Here is a 20,067-nt window from a genome sequence, read left to right on the forward strand (position 1 = left end):
CGCGGGCATGCGCATGATCTGGGTGATGGGATTGGCTGGTACCGTCGCTGCCGGGCTGTTCGCGGCCTATCTGTTCGTTCCGCACGTCGCCGGCCGCATCAAGCGCTTCATGAATCCCGCCTCGGGCGACACGTTTCAGGTCGACACGGCGATGGAGGCGTTCTTCAACGGCGGCTGGTTCGGGCTCGGTCCAGGCGAGGGCATCGCCAAGCGCAGCCTGCCGGACAGCCACACCGATTTCGTGTTCGCAGTGGCGGCCGAGGAGTTCGGCATCATCCTGTGCCTGGCACTGCTCGCGCTGTTCACCTTCGTCGTGGTCCGCACCCTGACGCGCGCCTATGCCAACCAGGACATGTTCTCGCGCTTTGCCGCCTCGGGGCTCGCGATCCTGTTCGGCGTGCAGGCGGCGATCAACATGTCCGTCAATCTGCAGCTGATCCCCGCCAAGGGCATGACGCTGCCGTTCATCTCCTACGGCGGCTCCTCGATGGTGTCGCTGGCCTACGGTGTCGGCATGATGCTGGCGCTGACGCGGCTCCGACCCAGGACTGAGGTCGAGTCGATCGGCGAGGCCGAAGCGATGCGCAGCTACGCGTAGGCTAAGCCGGCGGCGACGGTGTCGCGTTGCCGCGGTGGGGTGGCTCGCATTCGCGGCGCTTTCGCTGTAAACACCCCCGCGTCATGGATAACTCGCCCTTGATTCTCCTGGCCGCGGGCGGCACCGGCGGTCATCTGTTTCCCGCCGAGGCGCTCGCGGTGGAGCTGATCCGGCGCGGCTTTCGCGTCCGCCTGGTGACCGATGCCCGCGCGCTGCGCTATAGCGGACTTTTCAGCAAGGACATGATCGACGTGGTGCCGAGCGAGACCGTGCGCAGCCGCACGCCCTGGTCGTTGGCGCGCACGGCGGTCACGCTCGCCTCCGGTATCGTCACAGCCGTCATCCTGATGCGGCGCTTGAAGCCTGCCGCGATCATCGGTTTCGGCGGCTATCCAACCGTGCCGCCGCTGATCGCGGCAAGGCTGGTCGGGATTCCCAGCATCATCCATGATGCCAACGCGGTGCTCGGGCGCGCCAATCGCTTTCTGTCCCGCTACGTGCGCGCGATCGCAACTTCCCTGCCGGGCGTGCTCGATCGCGATCCTGCGCTGGCCGGCAAGACGACCACGGTCGGCACGCCGATGCGTCCCGCGATCCTGGCGGCCGCGGCCGTGACGTATGCGCCGCCCGATCGTAATGGACCGTTCCGCTTGCTGGTGGTCGGCGGCAGCCAGGGCGCGCGCGTGATGGCTGACGTCGTGCCTGGCGCGATCGAGCGCCTGGAGCCCGCGCTGTGGAGCCGGCTGATTCTGACGCAGCAGGTGCGCGAGGAAGACATGACACGCGTTCGCGCGGTCTATGACCGGCTGAAGATCAACGCGGAGCTCGCGCCGTTCTTCACCGATCTGCCGGCGCGGCTCGCCTCGAACCATCTGGTGGTGTCGCGTTCGGGGGCGGGAACCGTCGCCGAACTCGCCGCCATCGGCCGTCCGTCCATACTGGTGCCGCTGCCCGGCGCGATCGACCAGGATCAGTTCGCCAATGCCGGCGTATTGGCAAAGGTCAATGGCGCCCTGCGCATCCCGCAGACCGAGTTCACCCCCGACCGGCTGGCTTCGGAAATCTCCGCATTCGCCGCCGAGCCGGAGCGCCTCGCCGCGATGGCCGAAGCTGCCCGCAGCGTCGGCCGGCTTGATGCCGCCGACCGGCTGGCGGATCTGGTGGCGAAAGTGGCAGGAATCTGACGCAAAAACCGCTTGTCAGCGCCTTCAAAAGCGGGGCATCCAGTATTTCGCGCGGCTGACTGTGACCTCTGGCTTCGCGTCATACCGGGACGCCCGCCGTGTGCAATCCGCACAAGGCGGGCGATGAGAAAACCATTCAGGACAGACCTATGAGACTGCCGCGCGAAATAGGACCCATTCATTTCATCGGCATCGGCGGCATCGGCATGAGCGGCATTGCCGAGGTGCTGTGCAATCTCGGCTACACGGTGCAGGGCTCGGACGCTTCGGAAAACGCCAACGTGGTGCGGCTGCGCGGCAAGGGCGTCAAGGTTTCTGTCGGCCACCGGGCGGAGAACGTCGACGGCGCCGATGTCGTCGTGGTGTCGACCGCGATCAAACGCGACAATCCGGAACTGATGGCAGCGCGTGCGCAGCGCATTCCCGTCGTACGCCGCGCCGAGATGCTGGCCGAACTGATGCGGCTGAAGAGCTGCGTCGCCATCGCCGGCACCCACGGCAAGACGACGACGACGTCGATGGTCTCAACGCTCCTGGACGCCGGCGGCCTCGATCCCACCGTGATCAACGGCGGCATTATCAATGCCTATGGCACCAATGCGCGGCTGGGCGCCGGCGACTGGATGGTGGTCGAAGCCGACGAGAGCGACGGCACCTTCCTGAAGTTGCCGGCGGATGTCGCCATCGTCACCAATGTCGATCCCGAGCATCTCGACCATTTCAAGACCTTCGAGGCCGTGCAGGAGGCATTCCGCAACTTTGTCGAGAACGTGCCGTTCTACGGCTTCGCCGTCATGTGCATCGACCATCCGATCGTGCAGACGCTGGTCGGCAAGATCGAGGACCGCCGCATCATCACCTATGGCGAAAACCCGCAAGCCGATGCGCGGCTGGTCGACCTGACGTCCGGCGGCGGCGGCTCGAAATTCAAGGTCGTGTTCCGCGATCGCAAGACCGGCGCGACACACGAGATCGCAAACATCGCGCTGCCCATGCCCGGCCGGCACAATGCGTCGAACGCGACCGCGGCGATCGCAGTGGCCCACGAGCTCGGCATGTCCGATGATGCGATCCGCACGGCGATGGCCGGGTTCGGCGGCGTGAAGCGGCGCTTCACCAAGACCGGCGAGTGGAACGGCGTCACCATCATCGACGACTACGGACATCATCCGGTCGAGATCGCCGCCGTGCTGAAGGCGGCGCGCGATTCCTACGGCGGCAGGATCATCGCGGTGGTGCAGCCGCATCGCTTTACCCGTCTGCAATCGCTGTTCGAGGAATTCTGCACCTGTTTCAACGATGCCGATGCGGTGGTGGTCGCCGAGGTCTATCCCGCCGGCGAGACGCCGATTCCCGGCATCGACCGCGACCATTTTGTCCTGGGTCTGCGCGCGCATGGGCATCGCGAGGTGATTCCGCTGCCGAAGTCCTCCGATCTCGCGGGCATCGTCAAGGGCCTCGCCCGTCCCGGCGATCTCGTCGTGTGCCTGGGTGCCGGCAACATCACCCAATGGGCCTACGCCTTGCCGGGCGAATTGAAGGCACTGGGGTCAGGCCAGTGAGCTTTCCCGACACCACGCCCGAACTCAAAGCCGCGATGCCGGGCTTGCGCGGACGGCTGCTGGCGAACCAGTCGCTGGCCGAGCTGACCTGGTTTCGCGTCGGCGGTCCGGCGCAGGTTCTGTTCACGCCGGCCGATGAAGACGACCTCGCCTATTTCCTCGCGCATCTGCCGAGCGATATTCCGGTCCATGTCGTCGGCGTCGGCTCCAACCTGATCGTGCGCGATGGCGGCCTTCCCGGCGTCGTGATCCGACTGTCGCCGCGCGCCTTTGGTGAGGCGAGCGCGGCAGGCGAGGTGGTCAGCGCCGGCGCGGCCGCGCTCGACAAGCGCGTGGCGGAAGTTGCAGCCAGCGCCAATATCGGCGGGCTTGAGTTCTTCTTCGGCATTCCCGGCACGATCGGCGGCGCGCTGCGGATGAACGCGGGCGCCAACGGCAGCGAGACCAAGGACGTCCTGATCGAAGCCACTGGAATCGGCCGCGACGGCAGCAAGCATGTGTTCTCGAACGCTGACATGAAATTTGTCTACCGCAGCAGCGGAGTCGATCCCTCGATCATCTTCACCTCGGCGCGCTTCCGCGGCACGATCAAGGACGCGGAAACGATCCGCGCCGGGATGGCCGAAGTGCAAAACCACCGCGAGACCGCACAGCCCATTCGCGAGAAGACCGGCGGTTCGACTTTCAAGAATCCGCCCGGCCAAAGCGCCTGGAAGTTGATCGACGCGGCCGGCTGCCGCGGCCTGCGTGTCGGCGGGGCGCAGGTCTCGGAGATGCACTGCAATTTCCTGATCAATACCGGTAACGCGACCGGCTCTGACATCGAGACGCTGGGCGAGACCGTACGCGCCAGGGTTAAGGCAAAGTCCGGGATTGAGCTACAGTGGGAAATCAAGCGGATCGGGATCGAGCGGAGCTAATGCGCATCACCATTCTCTTCGGCGGTTCGAATAAGGAGCGCCTGGTCTCGGTCGCGAGCGCGCAGGCGCTGCACCAGGCGCTGCCCGAGGTCGATTTGTGGTTCTGGGACGTGGCGGATCGCGTGCATGTCGTCCAGTCGCAGGCACTTCTCAGTCACGCGCGCCCGTTCGAAGACGAGTTCAAGCCGGGCAATCAGGGCATTCCGCTGGAACAGGCGCTGGACCAGGCCAGGGATGAAGATCGCCTGCTTGTGCTGGGCCTGCATGGCGGGCGCGCGGAGAACGGCGAGCTGCAGGCGATGTGCGAGATCCGCGGCGTTCCCTTCACGGGATCCGGCTCAGCCTCGTCCCATCTAGCCTTCGACAAAGTGGCGGCAAAACGCTTTGCCGCGCTTGCGGGCGTGAAGGCGCCGCAAGGCATCGCGCTCGAGGATCTCGATGCTGCACTCGACGAATATGGCAAGCTGATCGCAAAGCCGTCGCGCGACGGCTCGAGCTACGGGCTGATCTTCGTCAACGCAAAGCAGGACCTTGAGGCCGTGCGTAGCGCGGCAAAGCTGGAAGAATATGTGATCGAGCCGTTCATCAGCGGCGTGGAAGCAACCTGTGGCGTCCTTGAGCGGTCTGACGGCTCGCTCTTTTCGCTGCCGCCGATCGAGATCGTGCCGGCGGAGGGCGGCTTCGATTACACAGCCAAATACCTCCTGAAATCGACGCAGGAGATCTGTCCTGGGCGCTTTTCGCCAGAAATCAGCGCCCAGATCATGGACCAGGCGCTGCTCGCCCATAAGGTCCTGTCATGTTCCGGCTATTCCCGCTCGGACTTCATCGTGTCGGAGAAGGGGCCGATCTTCCTTGAGACCAATACGCTGCCGGGGTTGACCAAGGCCTCGCTTTACCCGAAGGCCCTGAAGGCGCAGGGAATCGACTTTGTCGACTTCCTGCACGAACAGATTGTTCTGGCAGCTCGTCACACGCAAAAATAGCGAAAATCCGTTAAGGGCGCCCCAGGCTGGATGAAGCGCCCCACCGGAACCCGAATCGGTAAATCCCCGGGCCCCGCGGCGCAACTGCTTCACAAAACGAGCCAAAACGCACCGGCTCTCAACTAGTTTTACCTTTTGTTTACCAGGGTGTCCGAAGGTTAACGCTGGCGGCGCAGATGGCGCTTGGCTGCCGGCGCGTGAGTTGTCGCGGGTTTCCGCTGCACGGATCGCATTGAGAGGGGATGGCTTCTTCTGCTCAAGACCCAGCCGGGCAAGTCCGAGACGTCTGACGTGCCGAACCCCGCGAAGTTCTGCGGGCAAACTGTTGACGAGCTCGTGCAATGGATGGTGCAGCACGCCCCGCCCGATCGGTGAGGCCGAAGGCTAATCTGAAAGCGGCCGCGGTTGGCGCGGTCGTGCTGCTGCGCGAGTGGCTCAAGGCCAAGCGCCAATATCGCAAGCCCGCCATCAACCGCGAGCCGCCGCACCGGCTGATTGCCACTGTCGAACGCTATCTCCCGCGCCGGGTCGGCATCGCTGCGACCGCGCTGCTGCTGCTCGGCAGCACCGCCTTTGGCATCGTGAAAGGCGGCCATCTCCAGGAATTCACGATTGCCGTCGGCAACGCACGCAACGCGCTGGCCAATTCCGCCGGATTTCGCATCACCTCGGTCATCATCAACGGTCGCAAGCAGCTGAGCCAGGACGAAGTGCTCGGTATCGGCGGCGTCAGCGGCAGCTCGTCGCTCCTGTTCCTGGATGCCGAAGGCGTCCGCGACCGCCTGAAGGCCAACCCGTGGATCGCCGATGCCACGGTCCTGAAGCTTTATCCGGGCCAGCTCCAGATCGACATCACCGAGCGCAGGGCGTTCGCGTTGTGGCAGGAGGGCGGCCGGCTCTCGGTGATCGCCGACGACGGCGCCGTGCTTGAGCCCTACGTGTCCCGGCGCTTCCTGTCACTGCCGCTGGTCGTCGGCAAGGGCGCCGAAACCCATGCGAAAGATTTCCTGGCACTGCTCGCGCGCTATCCCCAGGTGCACTCGGTGACGCAGGCCGCGATCTTCGTCGGCGAGCGGCGCTGGAATTTGCGTCTGAAGGACGGGCTCGATATCCGCCTGCCGGAGCATGATGTCGGCAACGCGCTGGCGGCACTCTCGAAGCTCGACAAGGACGACAAGCTGTTCTCCCGCGACATTGTCGCGGTCGACATGCGCCTGCCTGACCGGTTGGTCGTGCAATTGTCCGACGATGCCGCCAGGGCACGCGAAGAGCTGTTCAAGGACAAGAAACCCAAGAAGAAGGCCGGTGACGCATGACCGGCCTTGATCGCCACCAGACACCGAAGACTCGCCCGATGTCGCACAAGCGCGCGGCGCTGGTTGCTTCGCTCGACATCGGAACCAGCAAGATCGCCTGCATGATCGCGCGGCTGAAGCCATCTCAGCCGAGCGAGGCCCTGCGTGGCCGCACGCACGCCGTTGAGCTGATCGGTTACGGCCAGATCCAGGCCCGCGGCATGAAAGCAGGCGCGGTGACCGACCTTGCCCAATGCGAGCACGCGGTGCGCCAGGCGGTGGCGCTGGCCGAACGCAAGGCCAAGGTGCGGGTGGAGTCCGTGCTGCTCTCCGTCTCGGGCGGCCGGCTGCAGGGTCACCTGGTCGAGGCGGCCTCGGATATTCGCGGCGGGTCCGTCACGGCGGCCGACGTCGACCGCGTCACCTCCACCGGCATGCACCATGCGACCGGGGAAGGCCGAACGGTGCTGCACACGCTGCCGGTCGGTTACACGCTCGACGGCGTCCGGGGAATCCGCGACCCGCGCGGCATGGTGGCGCGCCAGTTCGGCGTCGACATGAACGTCGTCACCTCCGACGCGACCGTCGCGCGCAACCTGATGCTGGTGGTCGAGCGCTGCCATCTCAACGTCGAAGCCATGGCCGCAAGCCCGTATGTGGCGGCGCTGTCGGTGCTCACCGACGACGAAGCCGATCTCGGGGCGGCGGTAGTCGAGATGGGCGCGGGCACGACGACGATCGCCATCTTCTCCGGCGGGCGCTTCGTCCATGCCTCGGGTTTTGCGGTCGGCGGGCAGCACATCACAATGGACCTTGCGCGCGGACTCAGCGCGTGCATTGCTGATGCTGAGCGAATCAAGACGTTATACGGCACCGTGCTGACCGGCGGGTCCGACGCGCGTGAGTTGATGTCCGTGCCGACCGCTGGCGACGAGCACGATCTGCCACAGATCGTATCACGCGCAACCATCGCCAACATCGTCAAGCACCGTGCGGAAGAGATTTTCGAAATGGTCCGGGACCGACTCGCGGATTCGCCGTTTGCGGCGGAGCCGAAGGGGTGTGTCGTGCTGAGCGGGGGCGCCTCCCAGCTCACCGGACTTGTGGAACTGGCGAGCCAGATACTTGGCCGGCCGGTGCGGATCGGACGTCCGCTCGGCTTCGGCCGGGTGCCCAACGAGGCAAAGAACGCCGCTTTCGCGGTGCCCGCGGGGCTCCTGGTCTATCCGCAATATGTTCACCTCGAACATATCGAGCCGCGGCATGCGCGGCCGTTGAAGACTGGGACGGGCGGCTATTTCGGCAAGGTCGGACGATGGCTTCGCGAGGGCTTCTGATGAACCTTTCAAAATTTTTCCGCCGCAAACGACATCAACCAACTCCCGCGGCCGCCGGCCGGGGCGAAACCACACGCGCGTGATCGAGAGGCAACCATGACCATCAATATCAACGTTCCTGATATTCACGAGCTGAAGCCGAGGATCACCGTGTTCGGCGTCGGTGGCGCCGGCGGCAACGCGGTCAACAACATGATCACCGCGGGCCTGCAGGGCGTCGACTTCGTGGTCGCCAACACCGACGCGCAGGCGCTGACGATGTCGAAGGCGCAGCGCATCGTCCAGATGGGGACGCAGGTTACCCAGGGGTTAGGCGCCGGCTCGCAGCCGGATGTCGGCGCGGCGGCGGCGGAAGAAGTCATCGATGAGATTCGCGATCACCTCTCGGGCGCCAACATGGTCTTCGTCACCGCGGGCATGGGCGGCGGCACCGGCACCGGCGCCGCGCCTGTCATCGCCAAGACCGCGCGCGAAATGGGGATCCTCACCGTCGGCGTGGTGACAAAGCCCTTCCATTTCGAAGGTGCGCGCCGCATGCGTACCGCGGAGGCGGGCATCGCCAACCTGCACAAGGTGGTCGACACCCTCCTGATCATTCCGAACCAGAACCTGTTCCGGGTTGCCAACGAGAAGACCACATTTGCCGACGCCTTCGCGATGGCCGATCAGGTGCTCTACTCGGGCGTCGCCTGCATCACCGACCTGATGGTCAAGGAAGGCCTGATCAACCTCGATTTCGCCGACGTGCGCGCCGTTATGCGCGAGATGGGCAAGGCGATGATGGGCACCGGCGAGGCCTCCGGCGACAAGCGGGCGCTGACCGCCGCCGAGGCCGCCATCGCCAACCCGCTGATCGACGATTCGTCGATGAAGGGCGCCAGGGGCCTGTTGATCTCGATCACCGGCGGCAAGGACCTGACGCTGTTCGAAGTCGACGAAGCCGCCACGCGTATCCGCGAGGAAGTGGATCAGGACGCCAACATCATTGTCGGCGCCACCTTCGACGAGGCGCTCGACGGCCTGATCCGGGTCTCGGTGGTCGCGACCGGAATCGAGCAGGCGCAGATCGCCCGCAATGCGGCCACGGCCGGCGCCCCCGCGGCCGCCAGCGCTCATGCCGCTGCCAACTCTCCGGCCGCTCCGGCACCAACGGCGGAAAATCGGCTGGCCGACCTGACCGCGCGGCTGCGTGCCGACAACCAGCGGCTGGCGGAGCGCGCCCAGAAACTGGAGGCGCACGCTGCTCCGGGAGCCGCTCCGGCTCCGGCGGCTCTGCAGCGCAACCATGTCGAACGGGCGGCCCTTGCCGCGATCGCCGCAGCCGTTGCGCCCGAAGCTTCGCAAGCCGCCGCGCACGCGCCGGTGCAGCCGGCGTCCTATGGCGACGTCACGGTTCGCCCGATCGCGCAGAAGCCTTCGCTGTTTCCCGAACCCGAGGCGGCCCCCAGCGCGACAAATGAGCCGCTGACTCCCGAGAACTTCATCCCGCCGCCGGCCGAACGTCCGCCGGGCCGCGCGCCGCGCATGCCGAAGTTCGAGGATCTGCCGATGCCGGCCCAGGCCGAGATCAGGCAGGCGCGTGGCGAGGTCGAGGAGGACATTCCGCAGAAGACCCGCCTGTCACTTCTGCAGCGGCTCGCCAATGTCGGCCTCGGCCGCCGCGACGAAGAGAACGAGCCGCCGATTGCGGCTAGATCCGCAGGTCCGGCGATGCCGTCCCTGCCGGAGCGGAGGCCGCAGCGCACGGTTACCCAGCAGATCGCGACCAACGAGCCGGTATCAGAATATGCCCGTCGGCCGGCGCCGCAGGGATTGGACCAGCATGGCCGCCCGGCGCCTGTTGCGCCTGCGCCACAGGCTGACGACCATCTCGATATCCCCGCCTTCCTGCGCCGTCAGGCAACCTGACGATCGTTACAATTGTGGTGATGAAAAGGGTCCCGGCGCTTCCTCGCCGGGACCTTTCCTTTACCGGAATAGCCAACCGGCTCGCAGGCAAGTACCTGATTTAAATGATTAATTATCGCTTTCGTGATGCAATTGAGTTGCAAGTGCCTTTCGCGGCGTGGCGCAATTTGGCGCGAATGCGGCAGAGTTGGGGTAACAATTAGTAAAAAAGCGTGAGTTGGCGCTGTTTGGGGCAAAGTTTATGGTTCGCCATGACTTGGGGATGTCGAGATTCGGAACGGCCCTAACGGCCAACGGGTCTTTGCATAAGTCGTGTGGGCGGGTCTTGGAATGAAATTCAGCCGGCAAACAACGCTTAGGGCGCAGGCCACCGTGTCGGGCGTCGGCGTCCATTCGGGGCTTCCTGTCAATTTGACCATCGGGCCTGCACCGGTTGACGCGGGCTTTGTTTTTATCCGTACCGGCCTTGATGGTTGCGACCGCGAAGTGCAGGCGACCGCCACCTCGGTAATCGCGACCGACTTTGCAACCGTCCTCGGCGACCGCGAAGGTCCGCTTGTTTCCACCGCCGAGCACGTGCTCGCTGCACTGCGGGGCATGGGCGTCGACAACGCCACCATCGAGATCGATGGACCGGAAGTGCCGATCATGGACGGCAGCGCGGCCGACTTTGTTGCCGCGATCGAGCAGGCTGGAATCATCACCCAATCGGCGCCACGCCGCTTCATCCAGGTGCTCAAGCCGGTTCAGGTCGCAATGGGTGACTCCTTCGGGGAATTGCGGCCTCATGCGGCTGGATTCCGCGCCGAAGTAGAGATCGACTTCGCCAACCCGCTGATCGGCCGGCAGAAGTACACGCTCGATCTCGGTGCAGAGCGGTTCCGTCGTGAAATCGCCCGTGCTCGTACCTTCGGTCTCATGTGCGATGTGGCGCGGCTCTGGGGCGCCGGATTCGCGCTCGGCGCCTCCTTCGAGAATTCCGTCGTGTTTGACGACACCCGCCTGCTCAATACCGATGGGTTGCGCTACAGGGACGAATGCGTTCGCCACAAGATGCTGGACGTGATCGGCGATCTTGCGCTCGCCGGCCTGCCGCTGCTCGCGGCCTATCGCTCGGTTCGCGGCGGTCACAAGCTCAACCATGCCGTGCTGACGGCGCTTTTGGCCGACCGCAGCGCCTGGCGGGTGGTCGAGGGCGAAGCCGCGCGTCGTTCGCGGACGCATGCCGAAGCAGGCAGCGGGATCATGGGCGGCATGATCGCCCCGGCCTACGGGCCGGACGTTTCCTGAAGGCCAGTTCCTGAAAGCCAAGTTGTTCTGAAAGCAAGGCGCGAATCGGCCGAGGCCGTTTCCACGCCTGCTCCTGGTAACCATCATCTGGTCGTGCCGCCTTAATCCCGGCGAAATGCCTCCCTATCCGGTTGGTTAACGATCGTTTTTCGGTTAAACGGGCTTGGTCGCATGGCAGGGCGCCATCGGCCGCGCCAATCATTGCCTTGGGCCGCGTTTTCGGGGCGGCGGGCACCGCATTACAGGGCGTCAGGTCTCATTCATGTCGGCACAGCGTATGACGCGCGGATTACCCAGGGTTTCGCCTCAGGCACGCTCGCTGCGGCTCGTGGCCGGCCTGTTCATGATGGGCCTTCCCTTGGGCGGCTGCTCCGAAATGTGGGACAAGTTCACCGCGAAGGACGACACCTTCGTCGAGGTGCCTGCAGACAAGCTCTACAATGAGGGCTTGTATATGATGAACGAGAAGAAGGATCCGAAGGGCGCGTCGAAGAAATTCGAGGAAGTCGACCGGCAGCATCCTTACTCGGACTGGGCCCGCAAATCCTTGCTGATGTCGGCTTACTCCTTCTACCAGGCAGGCGATTATGACAACTGCATCGGCGCTGCGACGCGCTATGTGACCCTTCACCCCGGCAGTTCGGATGCCGCTTACGCGCAGTATCTGATCGCCGCCTCGCATTACGACCAGATTCCGGACATCAGCCGCGACCAGAGCCGCACCGAGAAGGCGATCGCCGCGCTCGAAGAAGTGATTCGCAAATACCCGAACTCCGAATACGCCGCCAACGCCAAGGCCAAGCTGGAAGGCGCGCGCGACCAGCTTGCGGGTCGCGAGATGAATGTCGGCCGCTATTACATGCAGAAGCGCGACTACACGGCGGCGATCAACCGCTTCAAGACCGTGGTCACGCAGTATCAGACCACCCGGCATGTCGAGGAAGCGCTGGCGCGCCTGACCGAAGCCTATATGGCCATCGGCATCGTCGGCGAGGCGCAGACCGCCGCGGCGGTACTTGGGCACAATTTTCCCGACAGCCGCTGGTACAAGGACGCGTATAATCTAGTAAAGTCCGGCGGTCTCGAGCCGAGCGAGAATCAAGGCTCCTGGATGAGCAGGGCCTTCAGGAAAATGGGTCTCGGCTAGGAAGCTGAGTCTCATGCTGGCGCGTCTGTCGATCCGCGACATCGTCCTGATCGAACGGCTCGATATAGAGTTTTCCCGTGGCCTCGCAGTCCTGACCGGCGAGACCGGGGCGGGCAAATCCATCCTGCTTGATGCTTTCGCGCTGGCGCTGGGCGGCCGCGGCGACGCCGGCCTCGTTCGCCATGGTGCGGAGCAGGGGCAGGTCACAGCCGTCTTCGACGTGCCGAAACGCCACCCGGCCACCGCGATCCTTGCCGGGAATGGGCTCGAGGACACCGGCGAGATGATTCTGCGGCGGGTTCAGTTTGCCGACGGCCGCACCCGCGCTTTCATCAACGACCAGGCGATCAGCGTGCAGACGTTGAAAGCGGTCGGCTCCGCGCTGGTCGAGATCCACGGCCAGCACGATGAGCGCGCGCTGGTCGATGCGGCCACCCATCGCCGCCTGCTAGATGCCTTCGCGGGGCTCGAGAAGGACGTTGCCGCCGTGGAAGAACTCTGGGAGGCCCGCCGCGCCGCCAACAGCGCGCTGGAGCAGCATCGGGCCAGCATGGAGCGCGCCGCGCGCGAGGCGGACTACCTGCGCCACGCCGCCGACGAACTGAAAGCCCTGGCGCCGAAGGACGGCGAGGAGACGGCCCTTGCCGAACGGCGGACTGTCATGATGCAGGGCGAGAAGATCGCCGGCGATCTGCGCGAGGCACAGGAGACGGTGAGCGGGGATCATTCGCCGATCGCAGCCTTGTCGGCCGCGGTGCGCCGTCTCGAGCGGCGCGGCGTAAGCTCGCCGGCCCTCGTCGAGCCCGCGGTGAAGGCGATCGACGCTGCGATCAACTCGCTGGAGGAAGCCGATCAGCATCTGGCCGCGGCGCTTGCCGCAACCGATTTCGACCCTGCGGAACTGGAGCGCATCGAGGAGCGGCTGTTCGCGCTGCGCGGCGCCTCGCGCAAATATTCGACGCCGGTCGACGGTCTCGCCGAGCTTGCTGCGAAATTCGCTGCCGACGTGGCGTTGATCGATGCGGGCGCCGAGCAGTTGAAGAAGCTCGAGAGCGCGGCAACGCAAGCCGACCAGCGCTATGGCACCGCCGCCGCCAGACTTTCCGCCGCCCGGGCAAATTCCGCGGACAAGCTCAACAAGGCGGTGAACGCCGAGCTGGCGCCGCTCAAGCTCGAACGCGCCAGGTTCATGACCCAGGTGGAGAGTGATCCGAAAGCGCCGGGACCGCAGGGCTTTGATCGCGTCGAATTCTGGGTGCAGACCAATCCGGGCACCAAGCCCGGCCCCTTGATGAAGGTGGCCTCCGGCGGCGAGCTGTCGCGTTTCCTGCTGGCGCTGAAGGTCGTGCTGTCGGACCGCGGATCGGCGCCGACGCTGGTGTTCGATGAAATCGATACCGGGGTGGGCGGCGCGGTTGCGGACGCCATCGGGGCTCGCCTGGCGCGGCTCGCCGGCAAGGTGCAGGTGATGGCGGTGACACACGCGCCGCAGGTCGCTGCAAGGGCCGACCAGCACCTTCTGATTTCCAAGGACTCGCTCGACAGGGGCAAGCGCGTTGCCACCCGCGTCAATGCGCTCGCTGCCGACCACCGTCGCGAGGAGATCGCCCGCATGCTCGCCGGCGCCGAGATCACGGCCGAGGCGAGGGCCGCCGCCGAGCGGCTGCTGCGCGCCGCGACGGCATAGCTTGGTACCGTCATTCCGGGGCGCTGCGAAGCATCGAACCCGGAATCTCGAGATTTCGGGTTCGGTCCTGCGACCGCCCCGGAATGACGTTCTCAATTGCAGATCGAATCGTACAGGTCATCCCAGTTCGGGTTATTCTTTTCGATCAGTTTGGTTTTCCAAGCACGCTTCCATTTCTTCAGCTCCTTCTCACGCGTTATCGCCGAGACGGGGTCGTTATAGATTTCGAACCAGACCAACCGCGTGATATTGTATTTGGATGTGAAGCCGGAGACGGCCTTTGATCGGTGTTCAAAGATGCGGCGGATGATGTCATTTGTGACGCCGACATAGATTGCCCCATCTCGTCGGCTTGCTAGGATATAGACGTCGTATGCCATGAGACGCGATTCCCACCACATCGTTATTCCGGGCACGCGAAGCGCGAACCCGGAACCTCGAGATTCCGGGTTCGGTCCTGCGGACCGCCCCGGAATGACGGATCAATAGTCTTTCGCATGATAGCAAGAGCAAAATCCAAAACCCTTCCCGACGTCGCCGATCTCACCAAGGCCCAGGCCAAGGTGGAGTGGAAACGGCTGGCGCTCGAGATCGAGGGACACGACCGGCGCTATTACCAGGAAGACGCGCCAAATATTAGCGATGCCGAATATGACGCGCTGCGCGGTCGCCTCAAAGCCATCGAAAAGCGCTTTCCCGAATTCGTCACCGCCGAGTCGCCGACGCAGAAGGTCGGCGCGGCGCCGTCCGGGCGGTTCAAGAAAATCCGCCATGCGGTCCCGATGCTGTCGCTTGACAATGCCTTTGCCGAGGAGGACGTGCGCGATTTCGTCGGCCGCATCGAGCGCTTCCTCAAGCTGACGGATGCGAAGATCGACCTTTCCGCCGAGCCGAAGATCGACGGCCTGTCGATGTCGCTGCGCTACGAAGACGGCGAACTCGTCACCGCCGCGACGCGCGGCGACGGCGCCGAGGGCGAGGACGTCACCGCCAACATCCGCACGCTCGAAGACGTGCCGCAGAAGCTGCATGGCCGCAACGTGCCCGAGATCTGCGAGGTGCGCGGCGAGGTCTACATGACCAAGAAGGCCTTCCTTGCGCTCAACGAGCGGCAGAAGGCGGCCGGCGACACCATCTTCGCCAACCCGCGCAACTCGGCGGCCGGATCGCTGCGCCAGAAGGACCCGGCCATCACCGCAACGAGACCACTAGGCTTTTTCGCCTATTCCTGGGGCGAAATGAGCGGGATGCCGGAGGAGACGCAGACCGGCATGATTCACTGGTTCGAGCGCTGCGGCTTCAAGACCAATCCGCTGACCAAACTGTGCCATTCGGTCGAGCAGTTGCTGGCCTTCCATCGCAAGATCGAGGAGCAGCGCGCCGCGCTCGACTATGACATCGACGGCGTCGTCTACAAGGTCGATCGCATCGACTGGCAGGAGCGTCTCGGCTTCGTATCGCGCACGCCGCGCTGGGCGATCGCCCACAAGTTCCCGGCCGAGCGCGCCATGACCGTGTTGCGCGATATCGAGATCCAGGTCGGGCGTACCGGCTCGCTCACACCGGTCGGCAAGCTCGAGCCCGTCGGAGTCGGCGGTGTGATCGTGCAGAACGTCACCTTGCACAACGAGGATTATATCCGCGGCATCGGCGGCAAGGGCGAGAAGCTGCGCGAGGGGCGCGACATCCGGATCGGCGACACCGTGGTGATCCAGCGCGCCGGCGACGTCATTCCGCAGGTCGTCGACGTCGTGATCGAGAAGCGGCCGAAAGATGCCAAACCATACCATTTTCCGAAGAAGTGCCCGTGTTCGCTGCACACCGACGTCGTGCGCGAGGAAACCGCGACCGGTGAGGAGGGCGCCCGCGCGCGCTGCACCGGCGAATTCGCCTGCCCGTTCCAGAAGATCGAGCACCTCAAGCTGTTTGCCTCCCGCCGCGCCTTCGACATCGACGGTCTCGGCGAAAAGCAAATCGAGTTCTTCTTCGAGCAGGGCTGGGTCAAGGAGCCCGCCGACATCTTCACGCTTTCCGAGCGCAACGCGAGCATCAAGCTCGAGGAGATCGAAGGCTACGGCGAGACCTCGGTACGCAACCTTTTCAATGCCATCGAGCAGCGGCGCCGTATTCCACTCGAACGCTTCATCTACGCGCTCGGCATGCGCCATGTCGGCGAGACCACGGCGCTGGCGCTGGCGCGGGGCTACGGCTCCTGGGACGCGGTCCACGACGCCTGCATGAAAGTCGCCAAGGGCGATGAAGATGCGATCGTCGAGATGGATGCGCTCGACCAGATCGGCGATACCGTGATCAGGAGCATCGCCGCCTATTTCGGCGAGAGCCATAACCGCGGCATCGTCGAGCGGCTGACCGGGCAGGTCGATATCCTGGACGCCGAAAAGCCGAAGAGTAATTCGGCAATTGCCGGCAAGACCGTGGTGTTCACCGGAACGCTGGAGCGCATGACGCGCGACGAGGCAAAAGCGACCGCCGAGCGGCTGGGTGCCAAGGTCTCCGGTTCGGTATCGAAGAAAACGGATTATGTGGTCGCGGGTCCCGGCGCCGGTTCGAAACTGGCGGAGGCCAAGAAGCACGGCGTCACCGTGCTGACCGAGGACGAGTGGCTCAAGCTGATCGGGGAGTGACATCATTCATCGTCGCGAGGCGCGCAGCGGACCAAGCAATCCAGACTGTGACCGCGGAAGCATTCTGGATTGCGTCGCTTCGCTCGCAATGACGGAGTTCGTGTCTTCCCTCTTTTACTCTCCCTCCGCCTGCCGCTTTCGTCGCGGCACGACGAAAATCATCATGGAGGCGCACGCGAGCGACAGGGCGAAGATCGCGGCCGTCAGCGGCAGGGTCGAGCTAAAGTGACCGCCGAGCCAGGCGCCGAACTGGGAGACCAGGGAGCCCAGTCCCATCTGCAGAAATCCCATCGCGCCGGAAGCGGTGCCGGCGGCCTGTGGCCGCACGCTGATGGCGCCCGCGGCCGAGTTCGACATCACGAAGGCGTTCGCGAACATCACGATCATCTGCGCTCCGAACAGCCATGACGGGGTCTGGTTGAAGCCGGCGACGCTCAGGAACAGGTTGAGAAGGCTGCCGGCGAGTTGCAGTGCAAGGCCGATCCAGATCAGTCGCTCCAGCGCGTGGCGCGGAGCAAAGCGGACGCAGAACAGGTTGCCGATGAGATAGGCAAACGCGGTGGTCGCGAACCAGGCGCCATATTCGGCGCTGCTGCGGCCCATCTCGTTGATCACAAGATAGGGGCCGCCGCCGGCGAAGATGAAGATGATCTGGGAGGCCAGCACCTGGCACAGCATGAATCCGACGAACGGGCGGCTGGTGATCAGGCTGCCGACGTCGGTACGAAATCCACTGTCCCCAGTGCGTGCACGGCGGGTCTCCGGCAGCGCCACCACGATCAGCACGGCGACGAGCACCGACACTGCGGCGATGGCATAGAAGATCGCGCGCCAGCCGAAGGCGGTCTCCAGCAGGCCTCCGGTGAGCGGGCTCACCATCTGCGCGATCATCATTACCCCGACGACCAGGCTGATCATGCCGCCGACGCGTTCGCGGCTGTAGAGGTCGCGGATGATGGCCCGGCTGATCACCATGCCGGTGGCCCCGCCCAGCGCCTGCAGAAAGCGCGCGACGATCAGTTGAGGCAGGGTCTGCGCGAACACGCATCCCACGCTCGCGGCCACCGTCAGGCTGAGTCCGGCGATCAGCACCGGGCGGCGTCCGAACTTGTCGGACAACGGCCCCATGATGATCTGCGAACAGGCGATGCCGACGAAATAGAGCGACACCGTCATCTGGGCGACCGAGATGGCGCTGTCGAAGGTGGTAGCAAGTACAGGCAAGGCCGGCACGAGGAGATAGAGCGAGATCGGCGCCACGCCGTTCATGGCAACCAGCAGGACCAGCATCACGCGCGAGGTCGCCAGGTCCTTGCCTGTTGCGGCTTCCGCCGGCTTTCCCGTCGTCCCGTGCATCGGTCCCGATTCCGTTCGTGAGAGACTGTAGCGGGATCGCTCCCGCCGCGAATATGGGCGTTTGGGAATGTGCCTATTCCGATTTCGGGAGGGTGGTAATGACGGCGACGGCGCAGCTCAAACGGTCATCATCATCCGCAGAAGCGGATCCAGTATTCCAGGGGCGGCCATTCCTACGGAAATCGCACGATCTGGATTTTCCGCCGGAGCCTGTTATCGGGCGGCGCTTCGCGCCGACCCGTTGGCGAGGGACAACAGTTCTTCTGAAAAGGCGTTGTTGCTGCCGCCGGCTATTTCAACTCTGCCGTCGCCTGGTCGAGCCAGAGACCGGTCGTTTCATCCAGGCTGGAGCGCACCTCGCGCCTGACACGGGCGTGATAGGCATTGAGCCAGTCGAGTTCATCCCGGCCCAGCATCCTCGCATCGATCAGCCGCCGGTCGATGGGCGCGAGCGTCAGCGTCTCGAACGCGTTCATGGTCTTTTCGGCGCCGGCGATCTCGGTGCCGATCACCAGCTCCAGATTCTCGATCCGGATGCCGTAGGCGTCCGTCTTGTAATAGCCGGGCTCGTTCGACAGGATCATGCCGCGTTTCAGCGGCGTGGTCCCGAGCTTCGAGATCCGCGCGGGTCCCTCATGCACCGACAGGTAGCTGCCGACGCCATGGCCGGTGCCGTGCTCGAAATCGATGCCGGCGTTCCAGAGAAACTGCCGTGCCAGCGTATCGAGCTGGGCGCCGGTGGTGCCGTCGGGAAATACCGCGCGTGCAATCGCCAGATGGCCGCGCAGCACGCGGGTGAAACGGTCGCGCATCTCTTCGGTCGGCTCGCCGACCGCGATGGTGCGCGTGACGTCGGTGGTGCCGTCTTCATATTGCGCGCCGGAATCGACCAACAGGAGATCGCCGGGTGCGATCCGCCGGTTGCTCTTGCGGGTAACACGGTAATGCACGATGGCGCCGTTCGGTCCGGTGCCGGCAATGGTCGGGAATGAGACGTCCTTCAGCGCGCCGGTTTCGCGCCGGAACGTCTCCAGCGCCTCGACGACGTCGATCTCGGTCAGGGTACCGGCGGGTGCTTCGCGATCGATCCAGGCAAGAAAGCGCGCCAGCGCCACCGCATCACGCCGATGGGCGGTTCGCGTTCCTTCGATCTCGGTGGCGTTCTTGACCGCCTTGAGCATGGCCACCGGATCGGTGGTGGGCACCGGCTTGCCGCCTTCGGCGCTGATCAGCCGGCTCAAGGCATCGGCGGCGGTGACATTGTCGAGCCCGATCCAGGCGCCGGTCTCGGCGATCGCCGCCAATTTGTGCGTCAGGGCCTCGGGGTTCTCGACGTCGGCCGATTGTTCGAGATGGTCGCGGGTGGAGTTCGACAGCTTGCGGTGATCGATGAACACCGTCGGTCGGCCGTCCCTTGGGACCAGCGCGTATGACAAGGGCAGCGGCGTGTGGGCAATGTCCGCGCCGCGGATATTGAAGGTCCAGGCCACCGCATGGGAATCAGACAACACCAGCGCATCGATGCCGAGCTTTTCGAGCTGCAGCCGGATGCGCCTCAGCTTGTCGGCCTCGCCTTCGCCGGCCAGTCGCAGGCCATGCACGGAGACGGGACCGAGCGGCGGCGTTGGGCGTTCGGGCCAGACGGCATCCACCGGGTTGGAGTCGACGGCGACCAGCTCGGCACCCGCCTTGGCGCAGGCCTTGGCCAGCCGCTCGGCAGCCGGCGTCGTGTGAAGCCAGGGATCAAATCCAAGCCGGTCGCCGGGCTTGAGGTGGCTCGCGAGCCAGCTTTCCGGCGGCGGATCGACCAGCGACTCGACGGCCCACGCCTTGCCATCCACCTGCTTGCCCGCCTGCAGGGTGTAGCGGCCGTCGACGAAGATCGCGGCTTCCTGGGGCAGGACGACGGCCATGCCGGCCGAGCCGGTGAAGCCCGTCAGCCAGGCGAGCCGCTCCTCGGACGGCGGAACGTACTCGTTCTGCTGCTGGTCGGCGCGCGGAACGACGAAGCCGGTCAGCTTGCGCCGCGCCAGTTCTTCGCGAAGGACCGACAGACGCGCACTCAGCGCAACGCCGGTTTCGGGTTCCTCGAAAGTCTGGAAAAGCGCCTCGAACATGCGGTCCACCGTAGAATTAAGGGGGGCTGTCCGCA

The 20,067-nt window shown here is 64.9% G+C and carries 15 protein-coding genes and 1 pseudogene; 13 read left to right on the plus strand and 3 right to left on the minus strand.

Annotated elements, in window-relative coordinates; all coding sequences use genetic code 11:
- The 12 genes and pseudogenes from HY852_RS20310 to recN form a co-directional block, all read left to right on the plus strand.
- The coding region (locus HY852_RS20310; RefSeq protein WP_291606604.1) for an FtsW/RodA/SpoVE family cell cycle protein at positions 1-598 on the plus strand (598 nt) is incomplete at its 5' end.
- 83 nt (positions 599-681) lie between these two features.
- Positions 682-1,782 carry an undecaprenyldiphospho-muramoylpentapeptide beta-N-acetylglucosaminyltransferase gene (murG, locus tag HY852_RS20315; RefSeq protein WP_291606605.1) on the plus strand — a complete coding sequence of 367 codons (1,101 nt, stop codon included), beginning with the start codon at positions 682-684 and terminating at the stop codon, positions 1,780-1,782.
- A gap of 149 nt (positions 1,783-1,931) precedes the next feature.
- Positions 1,932-3,344: a UDP-N-acetylmuramate--L-alanine ligase gene (gene murC / locus HY852_RS20320; protein WP_291606606.1), complete on the plus strand. Its 1,413-nt coding sequence runs from the start codon at positions 1,932-1,934 to the stop codon at positions 3,342-3,344.
- A complete protein-coding gene (gene murB, locus HY852_RS20325) occupies positions 3,341-4,264 on the plus strand; it encodes a UDP-N-acetylmuramate dehydrogenase (RefSeq protein ID WP_291606607.1) in 924 nt (307 codons plus the stop codon). The genes murC and murB overlap by 4 nt, the downstream gene beginning before the upstream one ends.
- Positions 4,264-5,250 (plus strand): ATP-grasp domain-containing protein, encoded by a 987-nt coding sequence (locus HY852_RS20330; protein WP_291606608.1) that lies wholly within the window; start codon positions 4,264-4,266, stop codon positions 5,248-5,250. The genes murB and HY852_RS20330 overlap by 1 nt, the downstream gene beginning before the upstream one ends.
- 125 nt (positions 5,251-5,375) lie before the next feature.
- A pseudogene (locus HY852_RS20335) lies at positions 5,376-5,625 on the plus strand (D-alanine--D-alanine ligase); the annotation flags it as partial.
- A complete protein-coding gene (locus HY852_RS20340; RefSeq protein WP_291606609.1) occupies positions 5,592-6,566 on the plus strand; it encodes an FtsQ-type POTRA domain-containing protein in 975 nt (324 codons plus the stop codon). The pseudogene HY852_RS20335 and the gene HY852_RS20340, both read left to right, overlap by 34 nt.
- Entirely contained in the window at positions 6,563-7,882 is a 1,320-nt protein-coding gene (gene ftsA / locus HY852_RS20345) for a cell division protein FtsA (RefSeq protein WP_291606610.1), read from the plus strand. Before HY852_RS20340 ends, ftsA begins: the two co-directional genes overlap by 4 nt.
- A 96-nt stretch (positions 7,883-7,978) precedes the next feature.
- Entirely contained in the window at positions 7,979-9,790 is a 1,812-nt protein-coding gene (gene ftsZ / locus HY852_RS20350; protein WP_291606611.1) for a cell division protein FtsZ, read from the plus strand.
- 330 nt (positions 9,791-10,120) lie between these two features.
- Complete coding sequence (gene lpxC / locus HY852_RS20355; protein WP_291606612.1) at positions 10,121-11,080, plus strand: UDP-3-O-acyl-N-acetylglucosamine deacetylase; 960 nt, start codon at positions 10,121-10,123, stop codon at positions 11,078-11,080.
- A gap of 262 nt (positions 11,081-11,342) precedes the next feature.
- Positions 11,343-12,227 carry an outer membrane protein assembly factor BamD gene (locus HY852_RS20360; protein WP_291606613.1) on the plus strand — a complete coding sequence of 295 codons (885 nt, stop codon included), beginning with the start codon at positions 11,343-11,345 and terminating at the stop codon, positions 12,225-12,227.
- Between the two features lie 13 nt (positions 12,228-12,240).
- Positions 12,241-13,914: a DNA repair protein RecN gene (gene recN / locus HY852_RS20365; protein WP_291606614.1), complete on the plus strand. Its 1,674-nt coding sequence runs from the start codon at positions 12,241-12,243 to the stop codon at positions 13,912-13,914.
- A 92-nt stretch (positions 13,915-14,006) separates the two neighbouring features.
- Here recN and HY852_RS20370 read toward each other — a convergent pair whose 3' ends face one another.
- The gene (locus HY852_RS20370) at positions 14,007-14,294 is read right to left on the minus strand and encodes a GIY-YIG nuclease family protein (RefSeq protein ID WP_291606615.1); all 288 of its coding nucleotides are present in this window, start codon (positions 14,292-14,294) and stop codon (positions 14,007-14,009) included.
- A gap of 117 nt (positions 14,295-14,411) precedes the next feature.
- Between HY852_RS20370 and ligA the strand changes: the two genes are divergently transcribed.
- Positions 14,412-16,559, plus strand: a complete 2,148-nt coding sequence (gene ligA, locus HY852_RS20375) for an NAD-dependent DNA ligase LigA (protein WP_291606616.1) — start codon at positions 14,412-14,414, stop codon at positions 16,557-16,559.
- Positions 16,560-16,673: 114 nt separating this feature from the next.
- On the opposite strand, the gene HY852_RS20380 is transcribed toward ligA, so the two are convergent.
- On the minus strand, positions 16,674-17,915 hold the full coding sequence (locus HY852_RS20380) for a multidrug effflux MFS transporter (protein WP_291606617.1): 1,242 nt from the start codon (positions 17,913-17,915) through the stop codon (positions 16,674-16,676).
- A 290-nt stretch (positions 17,916-18,205) separates the two neighbouring features.
- The gene (locus tag HY852_RS20385; protein WP_291606618.1) at positions 18,206-20,032 is read right to left on the minus strand and encodes an aminopeptidase P family protein; all 1,827 of its coding nucleotides are present in this window, start codon (positions 20,030-20,032) and stop codon (positions 18,206-18,208) included.
- Between the last annotated feature and the right edge of the window lie 35 nt (positions 20,033-20,067).

Origin of the sequence: Bradyrhizobium sp. (genome assembly GCF_016213215.1) — a bacterium.
Classification (GTDB): Bacteria; Pseudomonadota; Alphaproteobacteria; order Rhizobiales; family Xanthobacteraceae; genus Bradyrhizobium.

Bases quoted from the DNA above. Each gene is read 5' to 3' on its own strand.
- murG (WP_291606605.1), top strand. From the start codon at position 682: ATGGATAACTCGCCCTTGATTCTCCTGGCCGCGGGCGGCACCGGCGGT.
- murC (WP_291606606.1), top strand. From the start codon at position 1,932: ATGAGACTGCCGCGCGAAATAGGACCCATTCATTTCATCGGCATCGGC.
- HY852_RS20330 (WP_291606608.1), top strand. From the start codon at position 4,264: ATGCGCATCACCATTCTCTTCGGCGGTTCGAATAAGGAGCGCCTGGTC.
- HY852_RS20340 (WP_291606609.1), top strand. From the start codon at position 5,592: ATGGATGGTGCAGCACGCCCCGCCCGATCGGTGAGGCCGAAGGCTAAT.
- ftsA (WP_291606610.1), top strand. From the start codon at position 6,563: ATGACCGGCCTTGATCGCCACCAGACACCGAAGACTCGCCCGATGTCG.
- ftsZ (WP_291606611.1), top strand. From the start codon at position 7,979: ATGACCATCAATATCAACGTTCCTGATATTCACGAGCTGAAGCCGAGG.
- lpxC (WP_291606612.1), top strand. From the start codon at position 10,121: ATGAAATTCAGCCGGCAAACAACGCTTAGGGCGCAGGCCACCGTGTCG.
- HY852_RS20360 (WP_291606613.1), top strand. From the start codon at position 11,343: ATGTCGGCACAGCGTATGACGCGCGGATTACCCAGGGTTTCGCCTCAG.
- recN (WP_291606614.1), top strand. From the start codon at position 12,241: ATGCTGGCGCGTCTGTCGATCCGCGACATCGTCCTGATCGAACGGCTC.
- HY852_RS20370 (WP_291606615.1), bottom strand. From the start codon at position 14,294: ATGGCATACGACGTCTATATCCTAGCAAGCCGACGAGATGGGGCAATC.
- ligA (WP_291606616.1), top strand. From the start codon at position 14,412: ATGATAGCAAGAGCAAAATCCAAAACCCTTCCCGACGTCGCCGATCTC.
- HY852_RS20380 (WP_291606617.1), bottom strand. From the start codon at position 17,915: ATGCACGGGACGACGGGAAAGCCGGCGGAAGCCGCAACAGGCAAGGAC.
- HY852_RS20385 (WP_291606618.1), bottom strand. From the start codon at position 20,032: ATGTTCGAGGCGCTTTTCCAGACTTTCGAGGAACCCGAAACCGGCGTT.